Below are 22,009 nucleotides of genomic sequence, written 5' to 3'. Positions count from 1 at the left end.
GAGGCCGGCAGATCAAGAATTGCGGGGTCCCCCATGATGAAGCGTTTCGCATTGGCCGCGAGCCTGGTGCTCGCGCTTGCTGCCTGCCAGGACGACCAGCTTTCCCGTGGCTCCACCCGACACCTCGTGCCGATTCCGTCCGCCACGATGGCCCTGATGTCGACCAAGGGCATGTCCAAGGACGACCCGATCCTGGTCCGGGCCTACAAGAAGGAATCGGAGCTCGAGGTCTGGAAGCGTGGCTCAAACGGCAAATACGCGCTCCTCAAGACCTATCCGATCTGCCGCTGGTCGGGCCAGCTCGGCCCCAAGACCCGCGAAGGCGACCGTCAGGTGCCGGAGGGCTTCTACACGGTCACCCCATCGCAGATGAACCCGAATTCGGCCTATTACCTGTCGTTCGACACCGGCTATCCGAACGCCTACGACCGGTCCTTCGGCCGGAACGGCGGCGACATCATGGTGCATGGCGCTTGCTCGTCGCGCGGCTGCTTCGCCATGACGGACCAGAACATCGCCGAGATCTATGCGATCGCCCGCGAGGCGCTCAGCGCCGGTCAGCGCGGCTTCCAGTTCCAGTCCTATCCGTTCCGGATGACGGCCGAGAATCTGGCCAAGCATCGCCTCGACCCGAACATCGGCTTCTGGAAGAACCTGAAGGAAGGCTCTGACACCTTCGATATCTCCAAGGAGGAGCTGCGCGTGGCGGTCGCCAACCGGCGCTACCTCTTCAACGCCGATGAGAGCACCGTCGCGGCCGTGACGCAGAAACAGCGCCACGACGAGCAGGAGGTGGCCGATCTGATCGCCAAGGGCGAGAAGCCGATCAGGCTCGTCTACAATGACGGCGACACGCACGAATCCTTCCGCGAGGCCCTCGCCAATGCGTCAGGCGTGTCCGACACCAAGCTCGGATTCGTGAGCCGCACGGAAGGCATCTCGTCCGGCCCGCGGCAGATCGCCCTCGACGACAGCGGCCGCGAGAAGATCGACGCCCCGTCGACTGCGCTCGCCTTCGCGTCCCTGAAGGAGGTTCCCGCCTCGCAGCCGGAAACCCGTCAGGCCGTCACCCAGCAGACCGCTCCGGTGGCCGTGGCGGCGGCCTCCTCGCAGGAGACGCCCTTCTACAAGAAGATGCTCGGCGGCGTGGCCGACCTGTTCGGCACGTCGGCGTCGCAGCCCGTGGCCGAGACGGTCCAGGTTGCACCTGCTCCCGCCAAGGCGGCTCCGGCCACGAAGGCCATGCCCCAGAAGCGGGCTCAAGGCTCCGAAAAGGTCAACCTAGCCGCTGCGAACTGAGCGCTCCAGGCACCAAGAATCGCAAGGCCCGCCTCACTGGCGGGTCTTTTTGTTGGGCGATCTCACGGACCGGAAACTTTTCCGCATCTGCCGGGCTTTCCGAGGAGAGGTCCTGCCATGCTCCCGCACCCCGTCGGCATCGCCACACCGAACCTCTCTCAGCACCAAGGTGACGGCTCGGCCTGGACGCCGCTCCCGGGTCGGGCTCGTCATGGCCGCGCAAGCCACTCGGCGGCTTTGCGGGCCCGCCCCATATCTCCCCCATCCTGTCGGATCGGCACCGTGGTGCGGACCCGGCCTCGTGGCCTCAAAGGAGACATTCATGCACCGCCTCGCGCAAGAGCTCTCTCGTGGCGCAGTTCTCTCGCTTTGGGTCGCAGCCGGCAGCGCAGGCGCCGCCCCGGCGGTCGCCGAGCGCTACGCAGGCTCCTTCTGGGGCACAGGAACCATCCTGGAGGGGCCTGATGCCTCCTCCCATCAGGTTAGCTGCAGCTTTGCGATCCAGCAGCAGGGCGCCACGAGCCTTGCGCTCCAGGGCACGTGCCGGGCCTACCTGCTGATCGCGCGATCGGTCAGCGCCCGCCTGTCCTGGGACCCCCGGTCCGGCCAGGTCACCGGCACCTATACGGGGTCGCGGGTCGGAACCGCCCAACTCAGGGGCCGGCAGGTGGGTACGGACTTCGATCTAGCGATCGAATGGCCGAGGCCCCTCTACGGCGACACGACGGCCCAGATGCGGGTCGCCAGCCTCGACCCTGGTCGCTTCAGGATCGTCGTCACGGACCGGATCGGCGAGAATGGACCCGTCCGGGCGACGACCGATCTCACCCTCGTGCGGCAATGACGGGCAGCAAAAAGCCCGGCGAAGGGCCGGGCTCTTGAGCTGTTCGCCGCGCAGGGCGATCACCCGAACAGGGCGTCGATCGCGTCCTGGGACGTGCGTGTCGGATCGCCCTCGAGGGCAGGCCCGTTCAGCAGAGCCTCGTCCCCTTCGCGGTCCGGCATCTTGAAGGCTTCCACGTCGTTGAAGCTCTCCAGGCCGCCCCAGATATGCGCCATCTGGGTCACGCGCTCCTCGATGAACTTCATCGAGCCGACGACCTTGCTGATGCGCTGTCCGGTAATGTCCTGGAAATTGCAGGCCTCGAAGATCGTGATGACCCTGTCGGAGATCCGCTGGGCCATGGCGGCGTCCTCACCGGACAGGCGCGCGGACAGCGTTCCGTTGATTTCGTCGATCTCCTCGGCGGCCGCCAGGATGCTGTTGGTGGCCGCTTCCGTGCCGGACACGACCGCTCCCAGTTCGTCGGTGACGCTGGTCACCTGGCCGCCCGGGCTGCGGGAATGCAAGGTTGCGATCTCCCGTTTCGTGCGCTGGATCGACTCGGTGATGGCGTCGAGTTCATCCTTGAGCCTGAGCGCTTCGCGCAGGTCGGTCCGGATCTGGTCCAGGAGAGCCTTCGACGCTCCGCTGTTCGGCTCGAGCGCCGCATGAATGGCCGCCATGCCCCGCATGAGTTCCGCATGCCGCCGGGCAGCGATGCTCTCGCGGGACTGAGCCAGAAGATCCAGGCTCAATGGGTCGAAAGAGACAGGTGGCGGAAGACGCATGGCGGCTACTCGCCCAGCACGGCGGCGATCTTCGAGCGCAGGGTTTCCGCGTTGAAGGGCTTCACGATGTAGTTGTTGACGCCGGCCTGCTTGGCCGCCACGACGTTCTCGGTCTTGGCCTCGGCGGTGATCATGATGAAGGGAAGTGCGTTCAGATCCGCGTCGGCGCGGACCTTCTGGAGCAGCTCGAAGCCGGTCATCGGCGCCATGTTCCAGTCGGAGATCACGAGCCCGTATTTCTTCTCCTTGAGCTTGCCCAAGGCCTCCGAGCCGTCCTTGGCTTCATCGACGTCGTTGAAGCCGATCTGCTTCAGGAGGTTGCGGATGATGCGCAGCATCGTCTGGTAATCGTCGACGATGAGCACCGGAAGGGACGTATTCAATGCCATGATGTTTCGGCCCGAAATGAGAAAGGGTTGCGAAGAAGGTCCTTTGACAGACCTTTCTTCAAAAATCGTTGTTGTGGTCCCTGCCTTATCGGCCATGATGCTTGCCTCAAGCTGACGTCGCGCTCCCGCTTTCGGAAGGCGGTGTCCCGAGCAGCGAAAAGCCCGGCGCGGTGGCCGGGCTTCCGTCTCGATGACTTCGGGGATCGACCGCTCAATGCCGCAGGCCCGGAGCCTCCTGGCCGGTGCGCGCCACGTATTCGGTATAGCCGCCACCATACTGGTGGATGCCCTCCGGGGTCAGCTCGAGAACCCGGTTGGACAGGGCGGCCAGGAAGTGGCGGTCGTGCGAGACGAACAGCATGGTGCCCTCATATTTGGACAGGGCGTCGATCAGCATCTCCTTCGTGGCCATGTCGAGATGGTTGGTCGGCTCGTCGAGCACCAGGAAGTTCGGCGGATCGTAGAGCATCTTGGCCATGACCAGCCTGGCCTTCTCCCCGCCCGAGAGGACGCGGCACTTCTTCTCCGCATCGTCGCCGGAGAAGCCGAAGCAGCCGGCCAGCGTGCGCAGCGAGCCCTGCCCGGCCTGCGGGAACGAATCCTCCAGGAACTCGAACACTGTGCGGTCGCCCTCGAGCACCTCCATGGCGTGCTGGGCGAAATAGCCCATCTTCACGCTCGCCCCGACGGTGACCGACCCGTCGTCGGGGGCGGCGGAGCCTGCCACCAGCTTCAACAGGGTCGACTTGCCGGCGCCGTTCACGCCCATCACGCACCAGCGCTCCTTGCGGCGCACCGCGAAGTCCAGCCCCTCGTAGATGCTGCGGCTACCATAGCGCTTGTGCACGCCCTTCAGGCTGACCACGTCGTCGCCTGAACGCGGCGCTGGCAGGAAGTCGAACGCCACCGCCTGGCGGCGCTTGGGCGGCTCCACCCGGTCGATCTTCTCGAGCTTCTTGACCCGGCTCTGCACCTGGGCAGCGTGCGAGGCACGCGCCTTGAAGCGCTCGATGAACTTGATCTCCTTGGCGAGCATGGCCTGCTGACGCTCGAACTGCGCCTGCTGCTGCTTCTCGTTCATCGCCCGCTGCTGCTCGTAGAACTCGTAGTCTCCGGAATAGGTCGTCAGCGAACCGCCGTCTATTTCCATGATCTTGTTGACGATGCGGTTCATGAAGGCGCGGTCGTGCGAGGTCATGAGCAGCGCGCCCTCGTAGCCCTTCAGGAATTCCTCCAGCCAGATCAGGCTCTCGAGATCCAGGTGGTTGCTGGGCTCGTCGAGGAGCATGACGTCCGGGCGCATCAGCAAAATGCGCCCGAGTGCAACGCGCATTTTCCAGCCGCCCGACAGGGCGCCCACGTCGCCGTCCATCATCTCCTGGCTGAAGCCCAGTCCGGCCAGAACCTCGCGCGCCCGGCCCTCGAGGGAATAGCCGTCCAGTTCTTCGTAGCGCGCCTGCACCTCGCCGTAACGCTCGATGACCGCCTCGAGGTCGTCCGCCCTGTCCGGGTCCACCATGGCGGCTTCGAGTTCCCGCAGTTCGGCCGCTACGGCGCTCACCGGACCGGCGCCCTCCATGACCTCGGCCACGGCACTGCGGCCGGCCATCTCGCCGACATCCTGGCTGAAATACCCGATGGTGATGCCGCGATCGACCGAGACCTGGCCCTCATCGGGCTGCTCTTCCCTGTTGATCATCCGGAAGAGCGTCGTCTTGCCCGCGCCGTTGGGCCCCACCAGGCCGATCTTTTCCCCTTTCTGAAGGGTTCCGGAGGCCTCGATGAAGAGGATCCTGTGGCTGTTCTGCTTGCTGACATTCTCGACGCGAATCATGGGTCCCAAAAGCCTGGAGGAGTTGCGGCGGCCTTATGGCACGGCGCGCGCCGGCCTGCGAGGGTTCGCGATCGGGCAAAATGTCAGGGGCCCACTCGCGCAAATCTCCGCTGAAAAGCCGGCTCTAATCCTCATTTCCCTATGGTTCCTTCGGGCGGAAGAGGACATCCTGCCCAGGGGGAGAAAGGATGATTGTCATGCGAAAGACCGTCATCGCCGCACTCTGCATGGTGGTCCCGGGTGGGATCGGGGTGCTGGCCCAGTCAGGCGATCCGATCACCCAGCGCCAGAACCTGATGAAGAACAACCAGGAGCAGGTGCGCGCGCTCACCGGCATGGCCCGGGGGCAGACTCCGTTCAACGCCGCCACCGCCCAGACCGCCCTTCAGCGGATTGCCCAGAACGCTCAGCAGATTCCGGCCCTGTTCCCTCCGGGCTCGCATCAGGGCAAGACCGCGGCGCTTCCCGCCATCTGGGAGCGCAAGGCGGATTTCGACGCCCATGCGGCCAAGCTGCAGCAGGACGCCACAGCGGCTCAGGGTTCGATCACCGACCAGGCCAGCCTGCAGGCGGCGATCCAGCGGGTCGGCCAGAACTGCGGCGGCTGCCACGAGACCTATCGCCGCAAGGAAAGCTGACGTAACATCGGGAGATCTGAGGAGACCGAAGATCTTCTGAGGGAGATCGCGATGCGGTATCCCGAGGCTCCATGGCTTCTTTCCGCCCTCGCGGCGGGACTCCTGACCCTCGCTCCGGCCTGGCAGCGGCCGCCCGACGAGGTCGATCTCGCTCTCGTGCTGGCCGTCGACGTCTCCACCTCCATGGATCCGGACGAGCAGGACCTGCAGCGGCAGGGCTATGTGGAAGCCTTCCGCTCGGCCTCGGTGCATCAGGCCATCCATGGGGGCGTGCTGGGGCGCATTGCGGTCACGTACGTCGAATGGGCCGGAGCCCATCCGCATGTTCAGCATGTGGTCGTGCCCTGGACCGTTCTGGACGACGCGAAGGACAGCCTCTCCTTCGCCGACCGGCTGGCTCGCGCGCCGATCCGCCGGGGGGCCGGGACCTCCATTGCGGAAGCCATCGATTTCAGCCTGGGTCTCCTCTCCTCGGCGTCCTTCCGGTCGTCGCGGCGTGTCATCGACATCTCGGGCGACGGCGCAAACAATCAGGGCCCCCTGGTCACCGAAGCGCGCGACAGGGCGGTGGCCCGCGGCGTGACGATCAACGGCCTTCCCATCATGCTGAGGCATCCCGACCGTCGGGACGACGTAACCCTGGATGCCTATTACCGCGACTGCGTGGTCGGCGGCCCGAATGCCTTCATGATCCCGATCCGGGAACGCAGGCAGTTCCTGACCGAGACCCGAACCAAGATCATCACCGAGATCGCCGCCCCGTCCGACACCGCCGCATCGATCGAGCCTGCGGGCGTTGTTCCGAGGGCCGACTGCGATACCAGCGAAAGCCTCTGGGACGACATCGCCCCTGAACCGCATGCGCCGACGGCCGTGACCGGTCAGGAGCTCTAGAGAAGTGCCGCACGCCGGCGCCAGCCTTTGACCTGGAGAGGCGATCATTCCCGAGGGCCCACGACGACGCGCACCCCAAGGGTCACTCGGCCATCATCTCGCCGGAGCCTCCCGCCTCGGCCGGGAAATCCTTCAGCTTCGGCAAGCCGTCCCGCATGGGCAGCACCGTCTCCGCATAGTTGAAGTGGACGGCCGGAATGAAATTGAGGGTGGGAATGGTCGCCGCGAACACGTCGACGAGGCCGAGCGTCGGGTGGTTGTTCATCAGGTGCCCGCCGCATTTCGAGCAATATTGCCGCTGGCTGAACTTAGTCTTCTGATAAGCCGCGAGGTGCTCGGCGCCGGACGTGACCCGCACGGCCTCGGGCTTCCAGAGGCTGAACGCGTTCACCGGCCCGCCGGACCAAGAACGGCAGGACTGGCAATGACAATAACCCATGGCCTCCGGGGATCCGCTCACCTCAAGTTGGATAGCGCCGCAGAAACAGCTTCCGATATGGGACATGGCCCTCTCCCTTGGTTCTCTCGTGGGCCGTCATGCCGCAATCCGGCCGGACGCCGCCCAGAGCTGCGAAACCTTGGCTGACCGCATCTTACCCCTTACGGCTCCGGAGATCCTCTGGCGCAACGGAGGTATTGCGGCGACCGCGCTCTAAACCGTCGGCGCAGCAAAAAGCCCGGCGCGACGGCCGGGCTTTCGATGATGGGAGTTCTGCGGTCCTAGGCCACGAACTGGCCGTGGCAATGCTTGAACTTCTTGCCCGAACCGCAGGGGCAGGGCTCGTTGCGGCTGACCCGGCCCCAGGTGGAGGGGTCGTTAGGGTCGCGGGACGAAGCAGGCTCCGTTCCAGCGGCCGCAGCCGCGAAGCCGAGGGCCGGGGCGGCTCCGAGAGCGTTGCCCTGGGCGAGATCGAACTCGTTCTCCTCGGTGGCCGGATCGAGATGCTGAGCGAACATGGGCGGGAGTTCCTGCGGCTCCGGCTGCTGGAACACCACCTGGATGCGCATGAGCTGGCCCGTCACCTGCTCGCGCAGGTGGCCGATCAGGGCGTTGAACAGCTCGAAGGCCTCGGACTTGTATTCGTTCAGCGGATCGCGCTGGGCTAGGCCGCGCCAACCGATGACCTGACGCAGGTGATCGAGGGTCACGAGGTGCTCGCGCCAGAGATGGTCCAGGCTCTGAAGCAGAACCTGCTTCTCCACGTAGTTCATCACCTCGGACGTATTGGCCTCGATGCGCTGGGCATAGGCCTCGTCGGCCGCCTTGGTGATACGCTCGCGGATCTCGTCGTCGGCGATGCCCTCCTCCTTCGCCCATTCCTCGACCGGCAGATCGAGGTTGAGGAAGTTGGCGACGTTCTGCTTCAGCCCCTCGACGTCCCATTGCTCGGCATAGGCGTTTTCCGGGATGGCCCGGGAGACGATGTCCTCGATGACGCCGTGGCGCATGTCGTCGATGGTTTCGCGCACGCTCTCTTCCGCCATGAACTCCTTGCGCTGCTCGAAGACGACCTTGCGCTGGTCGTTCATGACGTTGTCGTATTTCAGGATGTTCTTGCGGATGTCGAAGTTGCGCGCCTCGACCTTCGCCTGAGCGCGCTCGATGGCCTTGTTGATCCACGGATGGATGATGGCCTCGCCCTCCTTCAGACCGAGCTTCTGCAGCATGCCATCCATGCGGTCGGAGCCGAAGATGCGCATCAGATCGTCCTGGAGTGACAGGTAGAACTTGGAGCGCCCCGGATCGCCCTGACGGCCGGAACGGCCGCGCAGCTGGTTATCGATGCGGCGGGACTCGTGACGCTCGGTGCCGAGCACGTAGAGGCCGCCGGCCGCGAGGGCCTTCTCCTTGAAGGCCGCCACCTCGTTCAGGATCTCCTTCTCGCGGCGGGCGCGGTCCTCGCCCTCGACGCCGGCGAGCTCGCGCTCGATGCGCATCTTGGCATTGCCGCCGAGCTGGATGTCGGTGCCGCGGCCGGCCATGTTGGTGGCGATCGTGATCGCACCCGGCACGCCGGCCTGGGCGACGATGAAGGCCTCCTGCTCGTGGAAGCGGGCGTTCAGGACGGCGAAGTGCTTGGTGCCGCGACCTGCCCGCGCGTCGCGATAGAGCGGCTCGAGGGCCTGCGGGTTCTCGAAGTCGATGAGGGTATAGCCGTCCTTGATCAGCATCTCGGCCAGATGCTCGGACTTTTCGATCGACGTGGTGCCGACCAGGATCGGCTGGCCCTTGGCGGAGGATTCCTCGATGTCGCGGATGACCGCCTGGTAACGCTCCTCCATGGTCCGGTAGACCTCGTCGTCGTCGTCCACGCGGGAGACGGGACGGTTGGTCGGGATCTCGACCACCTCGAGGTTGTAGATCTCCAGGAACTCATCGGCTTCCGTGGCAGCCGTGCCGGTCATGCCGCCGAGTTTGTCGTAGAGGCGGAAGTAGTTCTGGAACGTGATGGAGGCCAGGGTCTGGTTCTCGGGCTGGACCTGGACCTTCTCCTTGGCCTCGAGCGCCTGGTGCAGGCCTTCCGAGTAGCGCCGGCCCTGCATCATGCGGCCAGTGAACTCGTCGATGATCACCACCTCGCCGTTGCGGACGATGTAATCCTTGTCGCGCTGGAACAAGGTGTGGGCGCGCAGCGCCTGGTTCATGTGGTGAACGAGGGTCGCGTTCTGGGCGTCGTAGAGGTCGCCCTCCTTGAGCAGGCCGATCTCCCGCAGCAGCGCTTCGATCTTCTCGGTGCCCGCTTCGGTGAGCGCTACGGAACGCTGCTTCTCGTCGAGCTCGTAATCGCTCTTGGTAAGGCGTGGGATCACCACGTCGATCGCATTGTAGAGCTCGGACCTGTCGTCGAGGGGACCGGAGATGATGAGCGGCGTCCGCGCCTCGTCGACCAGGATCGAGTCCACCTCGTCCACGATGGCGAAGTTGTGGCCCCGCTGGACCATCTGCGCCATCTCGTACTTCATGTTGTCGCGCAGGTAGTCGAAGCCGTATTCGTTGTTGGTGCCGTAGGTGATGTCGGCCGCATAGGCCTCGGCGCGCTCCGAATCGTCGAGCCCGTGAACGATCACGCCGACGGACAGCCCTAGGAACCGGTAGATCTGGCCCATCCACTCGGAGTCGCGACGGGCGAGATAGTCGTTGACCGTCACCACGTGGACGCCCTTGCCGGCGAGCGCGTTGAGATAGACCGGCAGGGTCGCCACCAGGGTCTTGCCCTCGCCGGTGCGCATTTCGGCGATCGAGCCCTCGTGGAGCACCATGCCGCCGATGAGCTGAACGTCGAAGTGGCGCTGCCCCAGGGTGCGCTTGGCGGCCTCGCGGACCGTCGCGAAGGCCGGGACCAGGATGTCGTCCAGGGTCTTGCCGGCGGCGAGCTGGGCCTTGAAGTCCTCGGTGCGGGCACGGAGCTGCTCGTCGGACAGGGCCTCCAGCTCGGCCTCCATCGCGTTGATGGCCGCTACCTTCGGCCGGTAGGACTTCAGACGGCGATCATTGACCGAGCCGAAGATTTTCTTCGCGAGAGAACCGAACATCGAGAGCCTTCGAAATTCCAGAATGCAGGAGAAAGGGGCGTTTGCGCCGCCTTATAGACCTAATTACGCCGGAGCGCATCTTAAAGACTGCGCCTTTAGTGGCGCAGCCCCAGGGCAGCTCCAAGCCGGCCCGGAGGACCCGTTCAAGACCCCGCGAGCGGCGATGCTGTGACATAAATATGCCATCTCTTGCAAACGTAAACACATTCAGCCATCTGATCGTCGCTGTCCGTGGGCGATCACGCTCACCAGAGGAAACCACATGTCTCGCTCACTCAACGTTCGGAAGAGCCTCCTGACCCTCGGGGTCGCCCTGCCGTTCCTGGCCGGGGCCGCCCTCGCCCAGACCCCTCCCGCGCCCGCTACCTCCCCGGCCGCCGTGCCGGCCGTGGAGCCGTCCAAGGTCATCGCCCGCGTCAACGGCGTCGAGATCACGGAAGGGGACCTTGCCCTGGCGGCCGAGGATCCGGCCCTGCAGATGCCGAACGTTCCGGAAGCCCAGAAGCGTGATCTCCTGACCGGCTACATGATCGACCTGAAGCTCGGTGCCAAGGCGGCCGAGGCCGCCAAGGTCGGCAGCGGCGCCGAATTTGCCCGCAAGCTCGCCTATAGTCGCGACAAGACCCTGCTCGACGAGTATCTCGACCAGGAGGCCAAGAAGGCTGTCACCCCGGAAGCCGCGCGCAAGCTCTACGACGAGACGGTCAAGAGCGTCCCGGCCGAACAGGAGGTCCGCGCCCGCCACATCCTTGTCGAGAACGAGGACGAGGCCAAGAAGATCGCGGTCCGTGTGAAGGGCGGCGAGGACTTCGCCAAGGTGGCCGGCGAGGTCTCGAAGGACCCCGGATCCAAGACCGACGGCGGCGATCTCGGCTTCTTCACCAAGGATCGCATGGTCGAGCCCTTCGCCGAGGCCGCCTTCAAGCTCGAGCCCGGCCAGATCTCCGATCCGGTGAAGAGCCAGTTCGGCTGGCACGTGATCAAGGTCGAGGAGAAGCGCACCAAGCCGGCCCCGACCTTCGAGGAGACCAAGGACCAGGTCGAGACCTACCTGGCCCGCAAGGCGCAGCAGGATCTGATCATGGGCCTGCGCAAGAGCGCCAAGATCGAGCGCCTGGACGACAAGGGCAACCTCGTCGAGCAGAAGCAGCAGTAAGCTCGATTCCTCTCGTTCAAAGGGGCGGCCTTCACGGCCGCCCTTTTCATTTCCTGTGCCTGACGACTACTTGTTCGTCCGGCCCATCCGGTTCGGATCGACGCCGCCTTCACGGGTGGTCTGGTTCTCCACGTCGCCCTGGAAGGTCGAGCCGCCATCGAGATCGCGCGGATTCTCGCCCGACATGGTGGTGCCCTTGGAGCGTCCGATGCCGGGATCGACATCCAGATCGCTGCGCGGGCGCTCCTGAGGTTTGGTCTTGGGGTGTTTGCCCGTCATGAAAGCCTCCATCGCTTGCAGACCGGGTCAACGGGGACACACCGGCTGCGTTCCGTGGACCTGACGGTTGCGTCCCAGCACCTTTGACTTGACAAAAAGCCTTAAAAAACCGCAGGTCGCCTTTCCTAAACGGTATTCCATCCGCTCACCCGAGACCCATTGCATGTCCAAGTCCGTGTCTCCGCTCGCCCCCAAATCGTTTCCGACGCTTCCCGCCATCGACGGCGTCCGGATCGCAACGGCGGAGGCCGGGATCCGATACAAGAACCGTACCGACGTTCTTTATGTGACGCTGCCCAAGGACACGAGCGTGGCGGGCGTCTTCACACGCTCCAAATGCCCCTCGGCCCCGGTCGATTGGTGCCGCAAGAACCTTGGCAAGGGCACGGCCCGGGCACTGGTGGTCAATTCCGGCAATGCCAATGCCTTCACGGGCAAGAAGGGTGCGGAAGCGGTCAAGCTCACGGCTGACATCGCCGCCGAGGCCGCTGGCTGCCGGGCTTCTCAGGTCTTCATCGCCTCCACGGGCGTGATCGGCGAACCCCTCGACGCGACGAAATTCGAGAGCGTGCTCACGACCTGCGAGAAGAAGGCGAAGCCCACCGCCTGGCTCGATGCCGCCAAGGCCATCATGACCACGGACACCTTCCCGAAGGTGGCGACCCGCACGGCCACCATCGGCGGCGTCGAGGTGACGATCAACGGCATCGCCAAGGGTGCCGGCATGATCGCCCCCGACATGGCCACCATGCTGTCCTTCATCTTCACGGACGCGCCCATCGCCGCCCCGGTGCTGCAGACGCTCCTGAAGAAGGGCGCCGATAAGAGCTTCAACTGCGTGACGGTGGACAGCGATACCTCCACGTCCGACACGCTGCTCTTCTTCGCCACGGGAACGGCCGCCGCCAAGGGAGCCCCCGCGATCTCCCTGCCGAGCGACCGGCGTCTCAAGGAGTTCCGCAGCGCGCTCGAAGGCCTGCTGTGCGACCTCGCCCAGCAGGTCGCCCGCGACGGCGAGGGCGCGCGCAAGTTCGTGACCGTGAAGGTGACCGGCGCCACGGGCGCCACCTCGGCCAAGCGGATCGCCATGGCGATCGCCAACTCGCCGCTGGTGAAGACGGCCGTCGCCGGCGAGGACGCCAATTGGGGACGCGTGGTCATGGCCGTCGGCAAGGCGGGCGAACCGGCCGAGCGCGACAAGCTCGCGATCTGGTTCGGCGACATCCGGGTTGCCGTCAAAGGTGCCCGCGATCCGGAGTACGACGAGGCCAGAACCACCGCCTACATGACGGGCGACGAGATCACGATCCGGGTCGATCTGGGTCTCGGACGCGGCGAGGCTACGGCCTGGACCTGCGACCTGACCAAAGCCTACGTGGAGATCAACGGCGACTACCGGAGCTAACCCGGGCCTGTCACGGCACGACGACGACTTTCCGCCTCACGGTCACGCGCATCGGGCCACCGTACTGATTCATCCCCACGAAGGTGTAGGCGAACTCGTCCGGCCCCTGGTAACCCGGCTTGGACAGGTAGTAGGGTTTCAGATTGGTGACGCCCGCCTTGCCAACTTTGGGCTTCAGGGAGATCACCGTCTCCGAAATGGCACCCCGGATCCCGTTGAGATTGAAGGTGCAGCCTTTGCCCGACCGGACCGTCATATCGCCTTCGGTCTCGACAATGTCACCGTTGAAGTAGACAGCCTGAGCCGAGCAGTCCTGTGCCCGAACGGCACCGGACCAGAGCCCGCAGGCAAAAACGCACAGTCCTGAGACGATGATCTTTCTTGGCATTGGAGCCCCCGTTCCGCGCCATTTCGGCTGTCGTTGTATGATCCTCTCAGGAGTGCTGATCCTGAAGAGATCGTAACCGATCTCGGAAAATAATCCGGTTCTTCAAAATCCATACGTAATTACGTTTGTCAAGAATACCGAAATCAGTTCGCATCGATCCCAAAGCGCGATAAGAGAGCGATCACCATCCCAATGCTCACCCAACACCCGGCCAAGACCCTGTGCCCCCTCTCAAGCTCACCCTCGTCGTTGCCGTCGCCCTGATCGACATGGACAACCGCATCCTTCTGGCGCAGCGGCCCGAGGGCAAGCAGCTCGCCGGCCTGTGGGAGTTTCCCGGCGGCAAGGTGGAACCCGGCGAGCGCCCGGAGGAGACCCTGATTCGCGAGCTGCGCGAGGAGCTCGGCATCACGGTCAAGGAGCCCTGCCTCGCGCCGTTGACCTTTGCGAGCCATCCTTATGAGACCTTCCACCTTCTCATGCCGCTCTATGTCTGCCGGCGCTGGGAAGGCTTCGTTCAGCCGCTGGAGGGACAGGGGCTGAAATGGGTCAGGGCGCAGGAGCTGCGCTCCTATCCCATGCCGCCGGCCGACGAACCGCTGATCCCGTTCCTCGTCGACCTCCTGGGGCCCTGAAGAACGCCCATGTCGTCCCAGCAAGCAGCCGAAGCGGTTCCAGCCGTGCCTGCTCCCACGGCCGCCTTCGTCATCTCCAACCTGCTGATCTGCTCGTTTCTGTGGGGCAGCGCGCTCGTGCTCGTGAAACTGAGCGGGAACCTGAATCCCTTCGTGCTCGCCGCCATGCGCGGCCTGATCGGGGCCGCGACCCTGGCCCTGTGGTTCATCCTTCAGGGCAAGAGCATCCTGCCGCAGCGCCATGAATGGCGCATCTGGGCCGTGCTCGGGACCCTGAACGGCTGGCTGCCGAACGTGCTGGTGGCCTTTGCCCTGACGCGGATTCCCACCGCTCCCGCCGCCATGATCCAGGCCTCGTCGCCGCTGATCGTCGCTCTGATGTCCCATTGGCTGTTCGCCGACGAGCGGCTGACGCGGCAGCGCCTCGTCGGCGTACTCGTCGGCTTCCTCGGAATGGGCATCCTGATCGGACCCGCCGCCCTGCCGGACAGCGGCATCGACGCCATGGGCGTGCTGGTCATGGTGGCCGTCGCCTGCAGCTATGCGACGGCGAATATCTATGTGCGCAGCGTCCGGCAGGCGGAGCCGGCCAGGATGGCGCTCGGCCAGCAGATCTGCTCCGGCTTCGCCGCGACGGTTCTCGCCCTCGCGTTCGTCGGCCCCTCGGCCTTCGCGGCCGTCCCGGCGCATTGGGAGCCTCTCATCGCGCTCGGCGCCCTGTCCACGGCCCTGCCGATCCTGCTCTTCATGCACCTGATCCGTCGAACGGGTCCGACCCGGGCTTCGATGGTAGGCTATCTCGGGCCGTTCTGGACCACCGTCATGGCCGTGCTGTTCCTCAACGAGAGCATCGGCCTGCGCGAACTCACCGGAGGCGCCGTCGTGCTGGCGGGCGTCGCGCTGGTCTCCTTCACCGGACGGCTCAGGCGAGCTCGCTGAGCGCCGTGCGGGTCCCGTGCGGGATCTCCACCGGCCGCCGGGTGGCCCGGTCCACATAGACATGAACGAAATGGCCCTGGGCGGCGGCCTCATCGGCGCCTGTCTTGAAGATCCCGATCCGGTAGCGCACCGAGGAACGCCCGAGATGCGCGACCGCGATACCGGCCTCCAGCTGGTCGGGAAAGGCGACGCTCTCGAAATAGGTGCAGCCCGATTCCACCACGAGGCCGATGACCGGGCTCTCGGCAATGGCGAGCAGGCCCCTCTCGATGAGCCACGCGTTCACGGCGCTGTCGAAGTACGAGTAGTAGTGGACGTTGTTCACATGCCCGTAGGCATCGTTGTCCATCCAGCGTGTCGCGATGGGACGAAACAGCCGGAAGGCGGAGCGGTCGGGGCGCGTCGGACGATCTGACATGGATCCGTCACCAGGCCGCTTCGTAGATCGCGCGGGCATCCTCGAGGGCGAGCGACCGGGGATTGTTCACGAGAAGCCGCGTCTGCTTCATGGCATCCTCGGCCATCATCGGCACGGCCTCGCGGGGAATGCCCACATCGCGCAGGCGTGGCGGCAGCCCCACCCTCGCGCACAGGGCGGCGAGCGCCTCGACGAAGGTCGATCCGGTGGCCCGTCCCTCGAGGTCCGGAAATGCATGAGGCCCTAGTTCCGCATAGGCGGCCTCGCAGGCGGCCGCGTTGAAGCGCAGCACATGCGGCAGCACGAGAGCGTTGGACAGACCGTGCGGCACGCCGAAATGCCCGCCGATGGGATAGGCGAGCGCATGGACGGCCGCGACGGGCGAGTTGGCGAAAGCCTGACCGGCGAGCATGGAGCCGAGCAGCATGGCCGAGCGCGCCTCGATGTCCTGGCCATGATGCACCGCGCGTTCGATGTTGCGCCCGAGCAGCACCAAGGCTTCCTTCGCAAGCGCCCGGGAGAGTGGATTGTTGTTGGGACTTGTCGACGTATAGGCCTCGATGGCGTGCACCATCGCGTCGATGCCGGTCGCCGCCGTCACGGCCGGCGGGAGGTTTACGGTGAGATCCGGATCGAGCAGCGCGATATCGGGAATGAGGAGGGCCGAGACCACACCCTTCTTTTCGTGCGCCCCGGTGGTGACGATGGAGATCGGCGTGACTTCCGACCCGGTGCCCGCCGTGGTGGGAACGGCGAGCAGCGGCAGCCGCGGGCCCTTCGCGAGGCCGACCCCGTAGATCTCGGGAAGGTTTTCGTCGCTCGCAGCGAGAAGGGCGACGAGCTTCGCCACATCGATGGAGGAGCCGCCTCCGAAGCCGATCACGGCCCGCGCCTCGAACTCCTTCGCCCGGGCGGCGGCCGCCAGCACCACGTCCTCGGGCGGATCGGCAACGACCGCATCGAAGATGTCGACCACGATGCCGGCCTCCTCCAGCACCTGGAGAACGGGCGCGATCAACCCGGCCTTCACCAGTCCCGCGTCGGTTACCAGGAAGACGCGAGGACCGAGACGCTGGGCCGTGATCTCGCCCAGCCGGGTGATGCTGCCGGAGCCGACGATGAGGGACGGAGCGGTGCTGAAGGTGAAGGGCGACATGGATCTTCCCGGGATCGGGTCCTCTGCGCGGGAGATTGCCCCGGCCTCGGCGGGCCAGCAACCCGCCTGCGCTTCAGCCATTAGGACAAGACCCTAATCCTCGAATTCCTCGATGGCGTCCATCTTCTCAGGGTAGAAGGCGAGATGGCCCTTGATGGCCGCAACCGAGGGGGACGGCTCTTCATAGCTCCAGGCGGCGTTTTCCCGCACGAGTCCGCCGCCGTTGACGGTGAAATAGGACGCGTCGCCCTTGTAAGGGCAATGGGTCCTGTGCTCGGTGGGATCGAGGAGATCCATGTGGACGTCCTGACGAGGGATGTACTGGACCGGCGGCAGGGTCGCTTCCTGCAGGGTCAGAGCCTGCGTGGTTTCAGCCACGATGAAGCCGCCGAGCATGACCCGGATTCGGTGGGGGTTCTTCGTGATGGTGATCGGATGATCCGGTCCGGGCTCTTTCATGGGTCCATGGCTTTCCAGAGAGGTCTTCTCAAGAATGAAGATAGGGCAACCGGGTTGCAGCCCAAGGCGAATGAGAATCACTTCTTGTCGACCGGAGGCGCGGGCGCTCCTTCCTTCACGCCTAAGGCATCGGCCAGCCGGGTCTTGGCGGAGCCGGGGCGCAGGGGCTTCTGCTGGCTTCCATGGGGCGCCCAGCCGGAGAGCCAGACGATCTCGAAGGTCGCCGGAATGCGGCCGTCCGCATCCCCGAACCGTTCCGCATAGATCTCCGCCGTCCGCAGCAGCGTCGCGCGCCGCACGGGGGTTCTGCGCCGGTCATGCAGGGCGTTGGTCAGCCCCATCCGGCGCAGATCCTGCATGAGCGCGAAGGCATTGGCATAGCGCACCCGAACCAAGTCGGAATCGGTCACAGGCAGGGCAAAACCCGCCCGCTGCAGCAGACCGCCGATGTCGCGCAGGTCGGCGAAGGGCGCCACCCGCGGACTCACACCACCCTCGATCTCGGCTTCGGCCTGGGTCAGGGACTGGCGCAGTTCGGACAGGGTGGAGCCGCCGAGGAGCGCGCCGATGAACAGGCCGTCGGGTTTCAGCGCCCGGCGGATCTGGATGAGCGTCCCGGGCAGATCGTTGACGCCCTGCAGGGCCAGAAGCGACACCGCGAGGTCGAAGCGCTCGCCCGAGAACGGCAGGCGCTCCTCGTCGCCGAGAATGCTGCCTGCCTCCGGCACCGGCGCCAGACGGACCACCGTCTCGGCGCGTCCGCTCCGGCGCAGGATCTCGGCGGCAGCAGGCGTCGGCGTGCCCACGTCGAGTGCGAGGGAGAATGTCCGCAGCACCGTGGAAAGGCGCTCCTCCAGATCCTCGACGGCGCGGACCAGAAGGAAATCGGCGTAACCCTGATGCAGCGCACGCGCCAGACGGCGGCGGACAAGGGAGCGATCGAAAACGAGAGGCGTGCTCATGAGGCGCTGGATATGGCGTGTGCGAGGCCGGGAACCAAGGATTATTTTGTCTGCCCGCAACGGATGCCAGGAGCCGGTCCATCGGCTAAGCTTGTCCCATGAGCGAGCCAGCCGACCTCCAGCCGATTCCGCTGAGCGCCCGCTTCCGGGCGGGCGCGAAGGAGGCATGGCATTCGGCCCTCGGCCTCTTCTATCCGCCGACCTGTATCGCGTGCCAGGCCGCCACGGGCGAGCCTCACGCCCTTTGCGCCGGCTGCTGGTCGCAGATCCGCTTCATCGAGCGGCCCTTCTGCGAGCGGCTCGGGACGCCGTTCGCGGTGGATTTGGGTCAGCCGCTGATCTCGCCGGCCGCCATGGCCGATCCGCCGGTGTTCGGGCGCGCCCGCGCGGTGGCGGAATACGACGGTGCGGCGAGCCTGCTCGTGCACCGACTCAAATACAACGACCGTCTGGAACTCGCCCGCGCCCTGGGCGGGATGATGGTCCGGGCCGGCGCCGAGCTGCTGGACGAGGCCGACGTGATCGTCCCCGTGCCGCTCCATCGCTGGCGGCTATGGCGACGGCGCTTCAATCAGGCGATGGCTCTGGCTCAGGCTGTTTCGGCACAATGCAGCGTCCCTTGCGACCCGTTCCTGCTCACTCGCGTCAAGCATACCCGCCGCCAGGTCGGGCTCACCAAGGCGCAGCGTCAGGAGAACCTCCAGGGCGCCTTCCGCGTGAGTCCTGAGGCGAAGGCCCGGCTGAAGGGCAGGCGCGTGCTCCTCGTCGACGATGTGTTGACCACCGGCGCCACGGCCAATGCGGCGTCACGGGCGCTCCTGCGCGGGGGCGCGGTCTGCGTGGATATTCTGGCCTTCGCCCGAGTTGTCCAGGAGTTGTGATCCGAGCGCCAGGCTCCCTATATCCTCGCCATCAAAGGAGATCTCTCTGTCATGCCATCCATTACGATCTACACGAAGAGCTGGTGCCCCTATTGCTCGGCGGCCAAGAAGCTTCTCGGCGAGAAGGGCGTCGCCTTTACCGAGATCGACATCGAGAAGAAGCCGGAAGCCAGGGCCGAGATGATCCAGCGGGCCAACGGGCGCTCCACGGTCCCGCAGGTTTTCATCGGCGAAAAGCATGTCGGCGGCTGCGATGACCTGTATGCTCTTGATGACAGGGGCCAGCTTGAGCCTTTATTGCAGGCCTGACGGAGACCAGAATTCATGACCTCGACCCGCTTCACCGCCGCCTGCGTCCAGATGCGCTCCGGACGCGACGTCCTCAAGAACCGCGACGATGCGGTCGCGCTGGTGCGCGAAGCGGCCTCCCAAGGTGCGCATTTCGCCCAGACGCCGGAGATGACCTCCCTGGTCTGCCGGGACCGGGCGGAGCTGTTCGACAAGGTCGGGCCCGAGGCGCAGGATCCGGTGCTTGCCGCCCTGCGCGAGGTGGCGCGGGAGCGGAACATCGTGGTCCAGATCGGCTCCATCGCGGTCAAGGAGGGCGACAAGGTCGCCAACCGGGCGTTCCTCATCGGCCAGGATGGCGAGGTGATCGCCTCCTATGACAAGATCCACCTCTACGACGTGGATCTGCCCAACGGTGAGAGCTGGCGCGAATCGGCCACCTATACGGGCGGCGCCTCGGCCGTGGCCGCCGAGACGCCCTGGGGCTATCTCGGCATGACCATCTGCTACGATGTGCGCTTCGCCGCCCTCTACAAGGCACTGGCCGATAACGGCGCCTCGTTCCTCTCGGCGCCGGCCGCGTTCACCCGGCAGACCGGAGAGGCCCATTGGCATGTGCTGCACCGGGCGAGAGCCATCGAGACAGGGTCCTTCATGATTTCCGCCGCTCAGGGCGGCCTTCACGAGGACGGGCGCGAGACGTTCGGCCATTCGGTCATCATCGACCCCTGGGGGCGGGTGCTGGCGGAAGGCGGCACGGCGCCCGGCGTGTTCCTGGCCGAGATCGACACCGCCCTCGTGGCGGACGTGCGCGGCCGGATCCCGACCCTCAAGAACGCGCGGCCGTTCAGGGTCGAGGTCGTTCCCACCATCGAGACGGATCGGGCGGCCATCGCCTGATCCCCTTCTCATTCCCGGTCTGAATCCTTAAGTCTCACCGAGAGATGATCAAGTATGCCCTGGCCTGCGAGCAGGCCCATGAGTTCGAGAGCTGGTTTCCGTCGAGCGACGCGTTCGAGACGCAGCGCAAGCGCGGCTTCGTGACTTGTCCGTTCTGCAACTCGGCCAAGGTCGAGAAGCAGATCATGGCACCCGCCATAGCGCGCACGGACAAGCCCCCGAAGGTACCGGCGCCCGAAGCCCAGCCCGTTGCGGTTCTCTCCGAGCGGGAACGGGAGCTGCGCGCGGCCCTGCGGGCCCTGCGCGAGCACGTCATGAAGAACGCCGAGGATGTCGGGAAGGGCTTCGTCGAGGAAGCGCGGAAGATGCATTACGGCGAGACGGAAGAGCGCTCGATCTACGGCGAGGCGGATCTCGCCGAAGCCAAGGCGCTGTTGGAGGAAGGCATCCACGTCCTGCCTCTGCCGGTTGTTCCGGACGATCGGAACTAGGCCGCGCCCTACCCCTCCAGATCTGTCTTCAACCGGTCGAGCATCTCTACGGCCCGCCCGGCATAGGCACCGATCCAGCGGTCGTAGATTTGCTTGATCGGCAGCGGATTGAGGTGGTTCCAGCGCTCGCGTCCTTCGCGCTTCGCAATCACGAGATCCGCGCCTTCCAGAACCTTCAGGTGCTGCATCACCGTGCAGCGGTCGAGCGCGGGGAATCGGGCGCACAATGCCCCCGTCGTCTGCGGCCTGTCCTTCAAAGCGTCGAGGATGTCACGACGGATCGCGGCCGATAAGGCTTTGAATACGCGATCATTCTGATCATCGCTTGACATGTTATATTTCTATAACATGATGACAGGACGCGCAAGGAGGCCCGTGATGGATCTGACGTTCAAAGTATCCGCCAGGATTGCCAAGCCGGTCGCTGAGGTGTTCGAGGCCGTGGTCGATCCCGCCGAGCTGTCGCGCTATTTCACCACCGGGGGCGCCAAGGGCCGCCTCCAGACCGGAGCGACCGTCACCTGGGATTTCCATGACTTTCCGGGGGCCTTTCCGGTCTGGGTGGTCGAGGTGGTGCAGGACAAGCGGATCGTCCTGCAATGGGAGGCCGGCGACGAGCCATCCGGCGACGCGCCCGGCCGCTACCGGACGACGGTCACGATGACATTTGAGCCGCTCGATGACGGACAGCGGACCCTGGTCTCGATTTCGGAGGAAGGCTGGCGCGACACGGAGGCCGGCCTGAAATCATCCTACGGCAACTGCCAGGGCTGGACGCAGATGCTCTGCGCTCTCAAGGCCTACAAGGAATATGGCGTCAACCTGCGGGACGGCATGTTCAAGTAGGCACCTGGCGGAACAGGGGTCGGCCTTTTCAGCTTATGCCTCATCTGGAACCACGATGAGGATCAGCTTCCCTTGACGGTTTTCTTCACCAGCGACACCCATTTCGGTGATCCCCGGGTGCTGCGGATCGACAAGCGGCCGTTCAGGACGATCCCCGAGCATGATGCCGCCCTCGTGGCCAACTGGAACGATGTCGTCTCGCCAGAGGACGAGGTCTGGCACCTGGGTGATTTCGCCCTGCATGTGCGCCCGGAACGGGTCGAGGAACTGCTCGGGCTCCTCAACGGCCGCAAGCATCTGATCACTGGCAACAACGACGGACCGGCGACCCTTGCGGCGAAGGGCTGGGAGAGCGTTCAGGCCTATGCGGAACTGATGCTCGACGGCCATGCGCTCGTCATGTGCCACTACGCATTCCGCACCTGGAAGAACATGGGCCGCGGCTGGATCGACCTGCACGGCCACTCGCACGCCAAGCTGAAGCCCCAGACGCGCCAGTTCGACGTGGGTGTGGATGCCTTCGACTACCGCCCCGTCAGCCTGGAGACGATCCTGGCCTCCCGGACGCGACGCCGGAAGGCCAGTGCTGAAATGGTAGACGACTGAA

At 65.3% G+C, this 22,009-nt stretch carries 26 protein-coding genes; 14 read left to right on the top strand and 12 right to left on the bottom strand.

The features are described 5' to 3' along the window. The first annotated feature begins 33 nt into the window (after positions 1 to 33). Both HPT29_RS03135 and HPT29_RS03130 read left to right on the top strand, forming a co-directional pair. On the top strand, positions 34 to 1,299 hold the full coding sequence (locus HPT29_RS03135; RefSeq protein WP_173949942.1) for a L,D-transpeptidase family protein: 1,266 nt from the start codon (positions 34 to 36) through the stop codon (positions 1,297 to 1,299). Positions 1,300 to 1,621: 322 nt separating this feature from the next. Continuing rightward, complete coding sequence (locus tag HPT29_RS03130) at positions 1,622 to 2,143, top strand: hypothetical protein (RefSeq protein ID WP_173949941.1); 522 nt, start codon at positions 1,622 to 1,624, stop codon at positions 2,141 to 2,143. A gap of 59 nt (positions 2,144 to 2,202) precedes the next feature. Here the strand turns inward: HPT29_RS03130 and HPT29_RS03125 are convergent, their stop codons facing one another. The 3 genes from HPT29_RS03125 to abc-f form a co-directional block, all read right to left on the bottom strand. Next, on the bottom strand, positions 2,203 to 2,910 hold the full coding sequence (locus tag HPT29_RS03125; RefSeq protein WP_173949940.1) for a protein phosphatase CheZ: 708 nt from the start codon (positions 2,908 to 2,910) through the stop codon (positions 2,203 to 2,205). Positions 2,911 to 2,915: 5 nt separating this feature from the next. Continuing rightward, a complete protein-coding gene (locus HPT29_RS03120) occupies positions 2,916 to 3,299 on the bottom strand; it encodes a response regulator (protein ID WP_173949939.1) in 384 nt (127 codons plus the stop codon). A 211-nt stretch (positions 3,300 to 3,510) separates the two neighbouring features. Beyond that, positions 3,511 to 5,133 (bottom strand): ribosomal protection-like ABC-F family protein, encoded by a 1,623-nt coding sequence (gene abc-f / locus HPT29_RS03115; protein WP_173949938.1) that lies wholly within the window; start codon positions 5,131 to 5,133, stop codon positions 3,511 to 3,513. Positions 5,134 to 5,330: 197 nt separating this feature from the next. Between abc-f and HPT29_RS03110 the strand changes: the two genes are divergently transcribed. Together HPT29_RS03110 and HPT29_RS03105 are read left to right on the top strand one after the other, a co-directional pair. After that, a complete protein-coding gene (locus HPT29_RS03110) occupies positions 5,331 to 5,771 on the top strand; it encodes a c-type cytochrome (protein WP_173949937.1) in 441 nt (146 codons plus the stop codon). Between the two features lie 51 nt (positions 5,772 to 5,822). After that, entirely contained in the window at positions 5,823 to 6,665 is an 843-nt protein-coding gene (locus tag HPT29_RS03105) for a DUF1194 domain-containing protein (RefSeq protein WP_173949936.1), read from the top strand. Between the two features lie 82 nt (positions 6,666 to 6,747). Here the strand turns inward: HPT29_RS03105 and HPT29_RS03100 are convergent, their stop codons facing one another. Together HPT29_RS03100 and secA are read right to left on the bottom strand one after the other, a co-directional pair. Then, positions 6,748 to 7,170 (bottom strand): GFA family protein, encoded by a 423-nt coding sequence (locus HPT29_RS03100; protein WP_173949935.1) that lies wholly within the window; start codon positions 7,168 to 7,170, stop codon positions 6,748 to 6,750. A 215-nt stretch (positions 7,171 to 7,385) separates the two neighbouring features. Beyond that, the gene (gene secA, locus HPT29_RS03095; RefSeq protein ID WP_173949934.1) at positions 7,386 to 10,199 is read right to left on the bottom strand and encodes a preprotein translocase subunit SecA; all 2,814 of its coding nucleotides are present in this window, start codon (positions 10,197 to 10,199) and stop codon (positions 7,386 to 7,388) included. A 262-nt stretch (positions 10,200 to 10,461) separates the two neighbouring features. On the opposite strand from secA, the gene HPT29_RS03090 reads away from it, so the two are divergent. Next, a complete protein-coding gene (locus tag HPT29_RS03090) occupies positions 10,462 to 11,355 on the top strand; it encodes a peptidylprolyl isomerase (protein ID WP_173949933.1) in 894 nt (297 codons plus the stop codon). 66 nt (positions 11,356 to 11,421) lie between these two features. Here HPT29_RS03090 and HPT29_RS03085 read toward each other — a convergent pair whose 3' ends face one another. Then, positions 11,422 to 11,634 carry a hypothetical protein gene (locus HPT29_RS03085; protein WP_173949932.1) on the bottom strand — a complete coding sequence of 71 codons (213 nt, stop codon included), beginning with the start codon at positions 11,632 to 11,634 and terminating at the stop codon, positions 11,422 to 11,424. Positions 11,635 to 11,797: 163 nt separating this feature from the next. Here HPT29_RS03085 and argJ point away from each other — a divergent pair, with 163 nt between their 5' ends. Beyond that, entirely contained in the window at positions 11,798 to 13,039 is a 1,242-nt protein-coding gene (gene argJ, locus HPT29_RS03080; protein ID WP_173949931.1) for a bifunctional glutamate N-acetyltransferase/amino-acid acetyltransferase ArgJ, read from the top strand. Between the two features lie 10 nt (positions 13,040 to 13,049). Here the strand turns inward: argJ and HPT29_RS03075 are convergent, their stop codons facing one another. Continuing rightward, positions 13,050 to 13,427: a hypothetical protein gene (locus HPT29_RS03075; protein ID WP_173949930.1), complete on the bottom strand. Its 378-nt coding sequence runs from the start codon at positions 13,425 to 13,427 to the stop codon at positions 13,050 to 13,052. 269 nt (positions 13,428 to 13,696) lie between these two features. Here HPT29_RS03075 and HPT29_RS03070 point away from each other — a divergent pair, with 269 nt between their 5' ends. Beyond that, positions 13,697 to 14,062, top strand: coding sequence for a (deoxy)nucleoside triphosphate pyrophosphohydrolase (locus tag HPT29_RS03070; protein ID WP_210272470.1), 366 nt, complete (start codon positions 13,697 to 13,699; stop codon positions 14,060 to 14,062). A 9-nt stretch (positions 14,063 to 14,071) separates the two neighbouring features. After that, entirely contained in the window at positions 14,072 to 15,001 is a 930-nt protein-coding gene (locus HPT29_RS03065; RefSeq protein WP_173949928.1) for a DMT family transporter, read from the top strand. Here HPT29_RS03065 and HPT29_RS03060 read toward each other — a convergent pair. From HPT29_RS03060 to HPT29_RS03045, 4 genes are all read right to left on the bottom strand, one after another. Continuing rightward, positions 14,985 to 15,419, bottom strand: a complete 435-nt coding sequence (locus tag HPT29_RS03060; RefSeq protein ID WP_173949927.1) for an acyl-CoA thioesterase — start codon at positions 15,417 to 15,419, stop codon at positions 14,985 to 14,987. The genes HPT29_RS03065 and HPT29_RS03060 overlap by 17 nt on opposite strands. A 7-nt stretch (positions 15,420 to 15,426) precedes the next feature. Then, on the bottom strand, positions 15,427 to 16,575 hold the full coding sequence (locus HPT29_RS03055; RefSeq protein ID WP_173949926.1) for an iron-containing alcohol dehydrogenase: 1,149 nt from the start codon (positions 16,573 to 16,575) through the stop codon (positions 15,427 to 15,429). Between the two features lie 93 nt (positions 16,576 to 16,668). Next, positions 16,669 to 17,034, bottom strand: coding sequence for a DUF427 domain-containing protein (locus HPT29_RS03050; RefSeq protein ID WP_173949925.1), 366 nt, complete (start codon positions 17,032 to 17,034; stop codon positions 16,669 to 16,671). Positions 17,035 to 17,111: 77 nt separating this feature from the next. Further along, the gene (locus tag HPT29_RS03045; RefSeq protein ID WP_173949924.1) at positions 17,112 to 17,996 is read right to left on the bottom strand and encodes a methyltransferase domain-containing protein; all 885 of its coding nucleotides are present in this window, start codon (positions 17,994 to 17,996) and stop codon (positions 17,112 to 17,114) included. Positions 17,997 to 18,094: 98 nt separating this feature from the next. Here HPT29_RS03045 and HPT29_RS03040 point away from each other — a divergent pair, with 98 nt between their 5' ends. From HPT29_RS03040 to HPT29_RS03025, 4 genes are read left to right on the top strand one after another with little or no spacing between them, the layout of a single operon-like run. Then, positions 18,095 to 18,877: a ComF family protein gene (locus HPT29_RS03040; protein WP_173949923.1), complete on the top strand. Its 783-nt coding sequence runs from the start codon at positions 18,095 to 18,097 to the stop codon at positions 18,875 to 18,877. Between the two features lie 51 nt (positions 18,878 to 18,928). Continuing rightward, on the top strand, positions 18,929 to 19,186 hold the full coding sequence (grxC, locus tag HPT29_RS03035; RefSeq protein ID WP_173949922.1) for a glutaredoxin 3: 258 nt from the start codon (positions 18,929 to 18,931) through the stop codon (positions 19,184 to 19,186). Positions 19,187 to 19,201: 15 nt separating this feature from the next. Beyond that, the gene (locus HPT29_RS03030) at positions 19,202 to 20,065 is read left to right on the top strand and encodes a carbon-nitrogen hydrolase family protein (protein WP_173949921.1); all 864 of its coding nucleotides are present in this window, start codon (positions 19,202 to 19,204) and stop codon (positions 20,063 to 20,065) included. 44 nt (positions 20,066 to 20,109) lie between these two features. Next, on the top strand, positions 20,110 to 20,556 hold the full coding sequence (locus HPT29_RS03025) for a DUF1178 family protein (RefSeq protein WP_173949920.1): 447 nt from the start codon (positions 20,110 to 20,112) through the stop codon (positions 20,554 to 20,556). Positions 20,557 to 20,564: 8 nt separating this feature from the next. Here HPT29_RS03025 and HPT29_RS03020 read toward each other — a convergent pair whose 3' ends face one another. Further along, complete coding sequence (locus HPT29_RS03020) at positions 20,565 to 20,888, bottom strand: ArsR/SmtB family transcription factor (RefSeq protein ID WP_173949919.1); 324 nt, start codon at positions 20,886 to 20,888, stop codon at positions 20,565 to 20,567. A 46-nt stretch (positions 20,889 to 20,934) separates the two neighbouring features. Here HPT29_RS03020 and HPT29_RS03015 point away from each other — a divergent pair, with 46 nt between their 5' ends. Together HPT29_RS03015 and HPT29_RS03010 are read left to right on the top strand one after the other, a co-directional pair. Then, on the top strand, positions 20,935 to 21,402 hold the full coding sequence (locus tag HPT29_RS03015; RefSeq protein WP_173949918.1) for an SRPBCC family protein: 468 nt from the start codon (positions 20,935 to 20,937) through the stop codon (positions 21,400 to 21,402). 72 nt (positions 21,403 to 21,474) lie between these two features. Further along, positions 21,475 to 22,008 (top strand): metallophosphoesterase family protein, encoded by a 534-nt coding sequence (locus HPT29_RS03010; RefSeq protein ID WP_173949917.1) that lies wholly within the window; start codon positions 21,475 to 21,477, stop codon positions 22,006 to 22,008. The last annotated feature ends 1 nt before the right edge of the window (position 22,009 follow it).

The organism is Microvirga terrae (genome assembly GCF_013307435.2).
Lineage (GTDB): Bacteria > Pseudomonadota > Alphaproteobacteria > Rhizobiales > Beijerinckiaceae > Microvirga > Microvirga terrae.
This window is presented reverse-complemented; position numbering and strand designations above follow the sequence as displayed.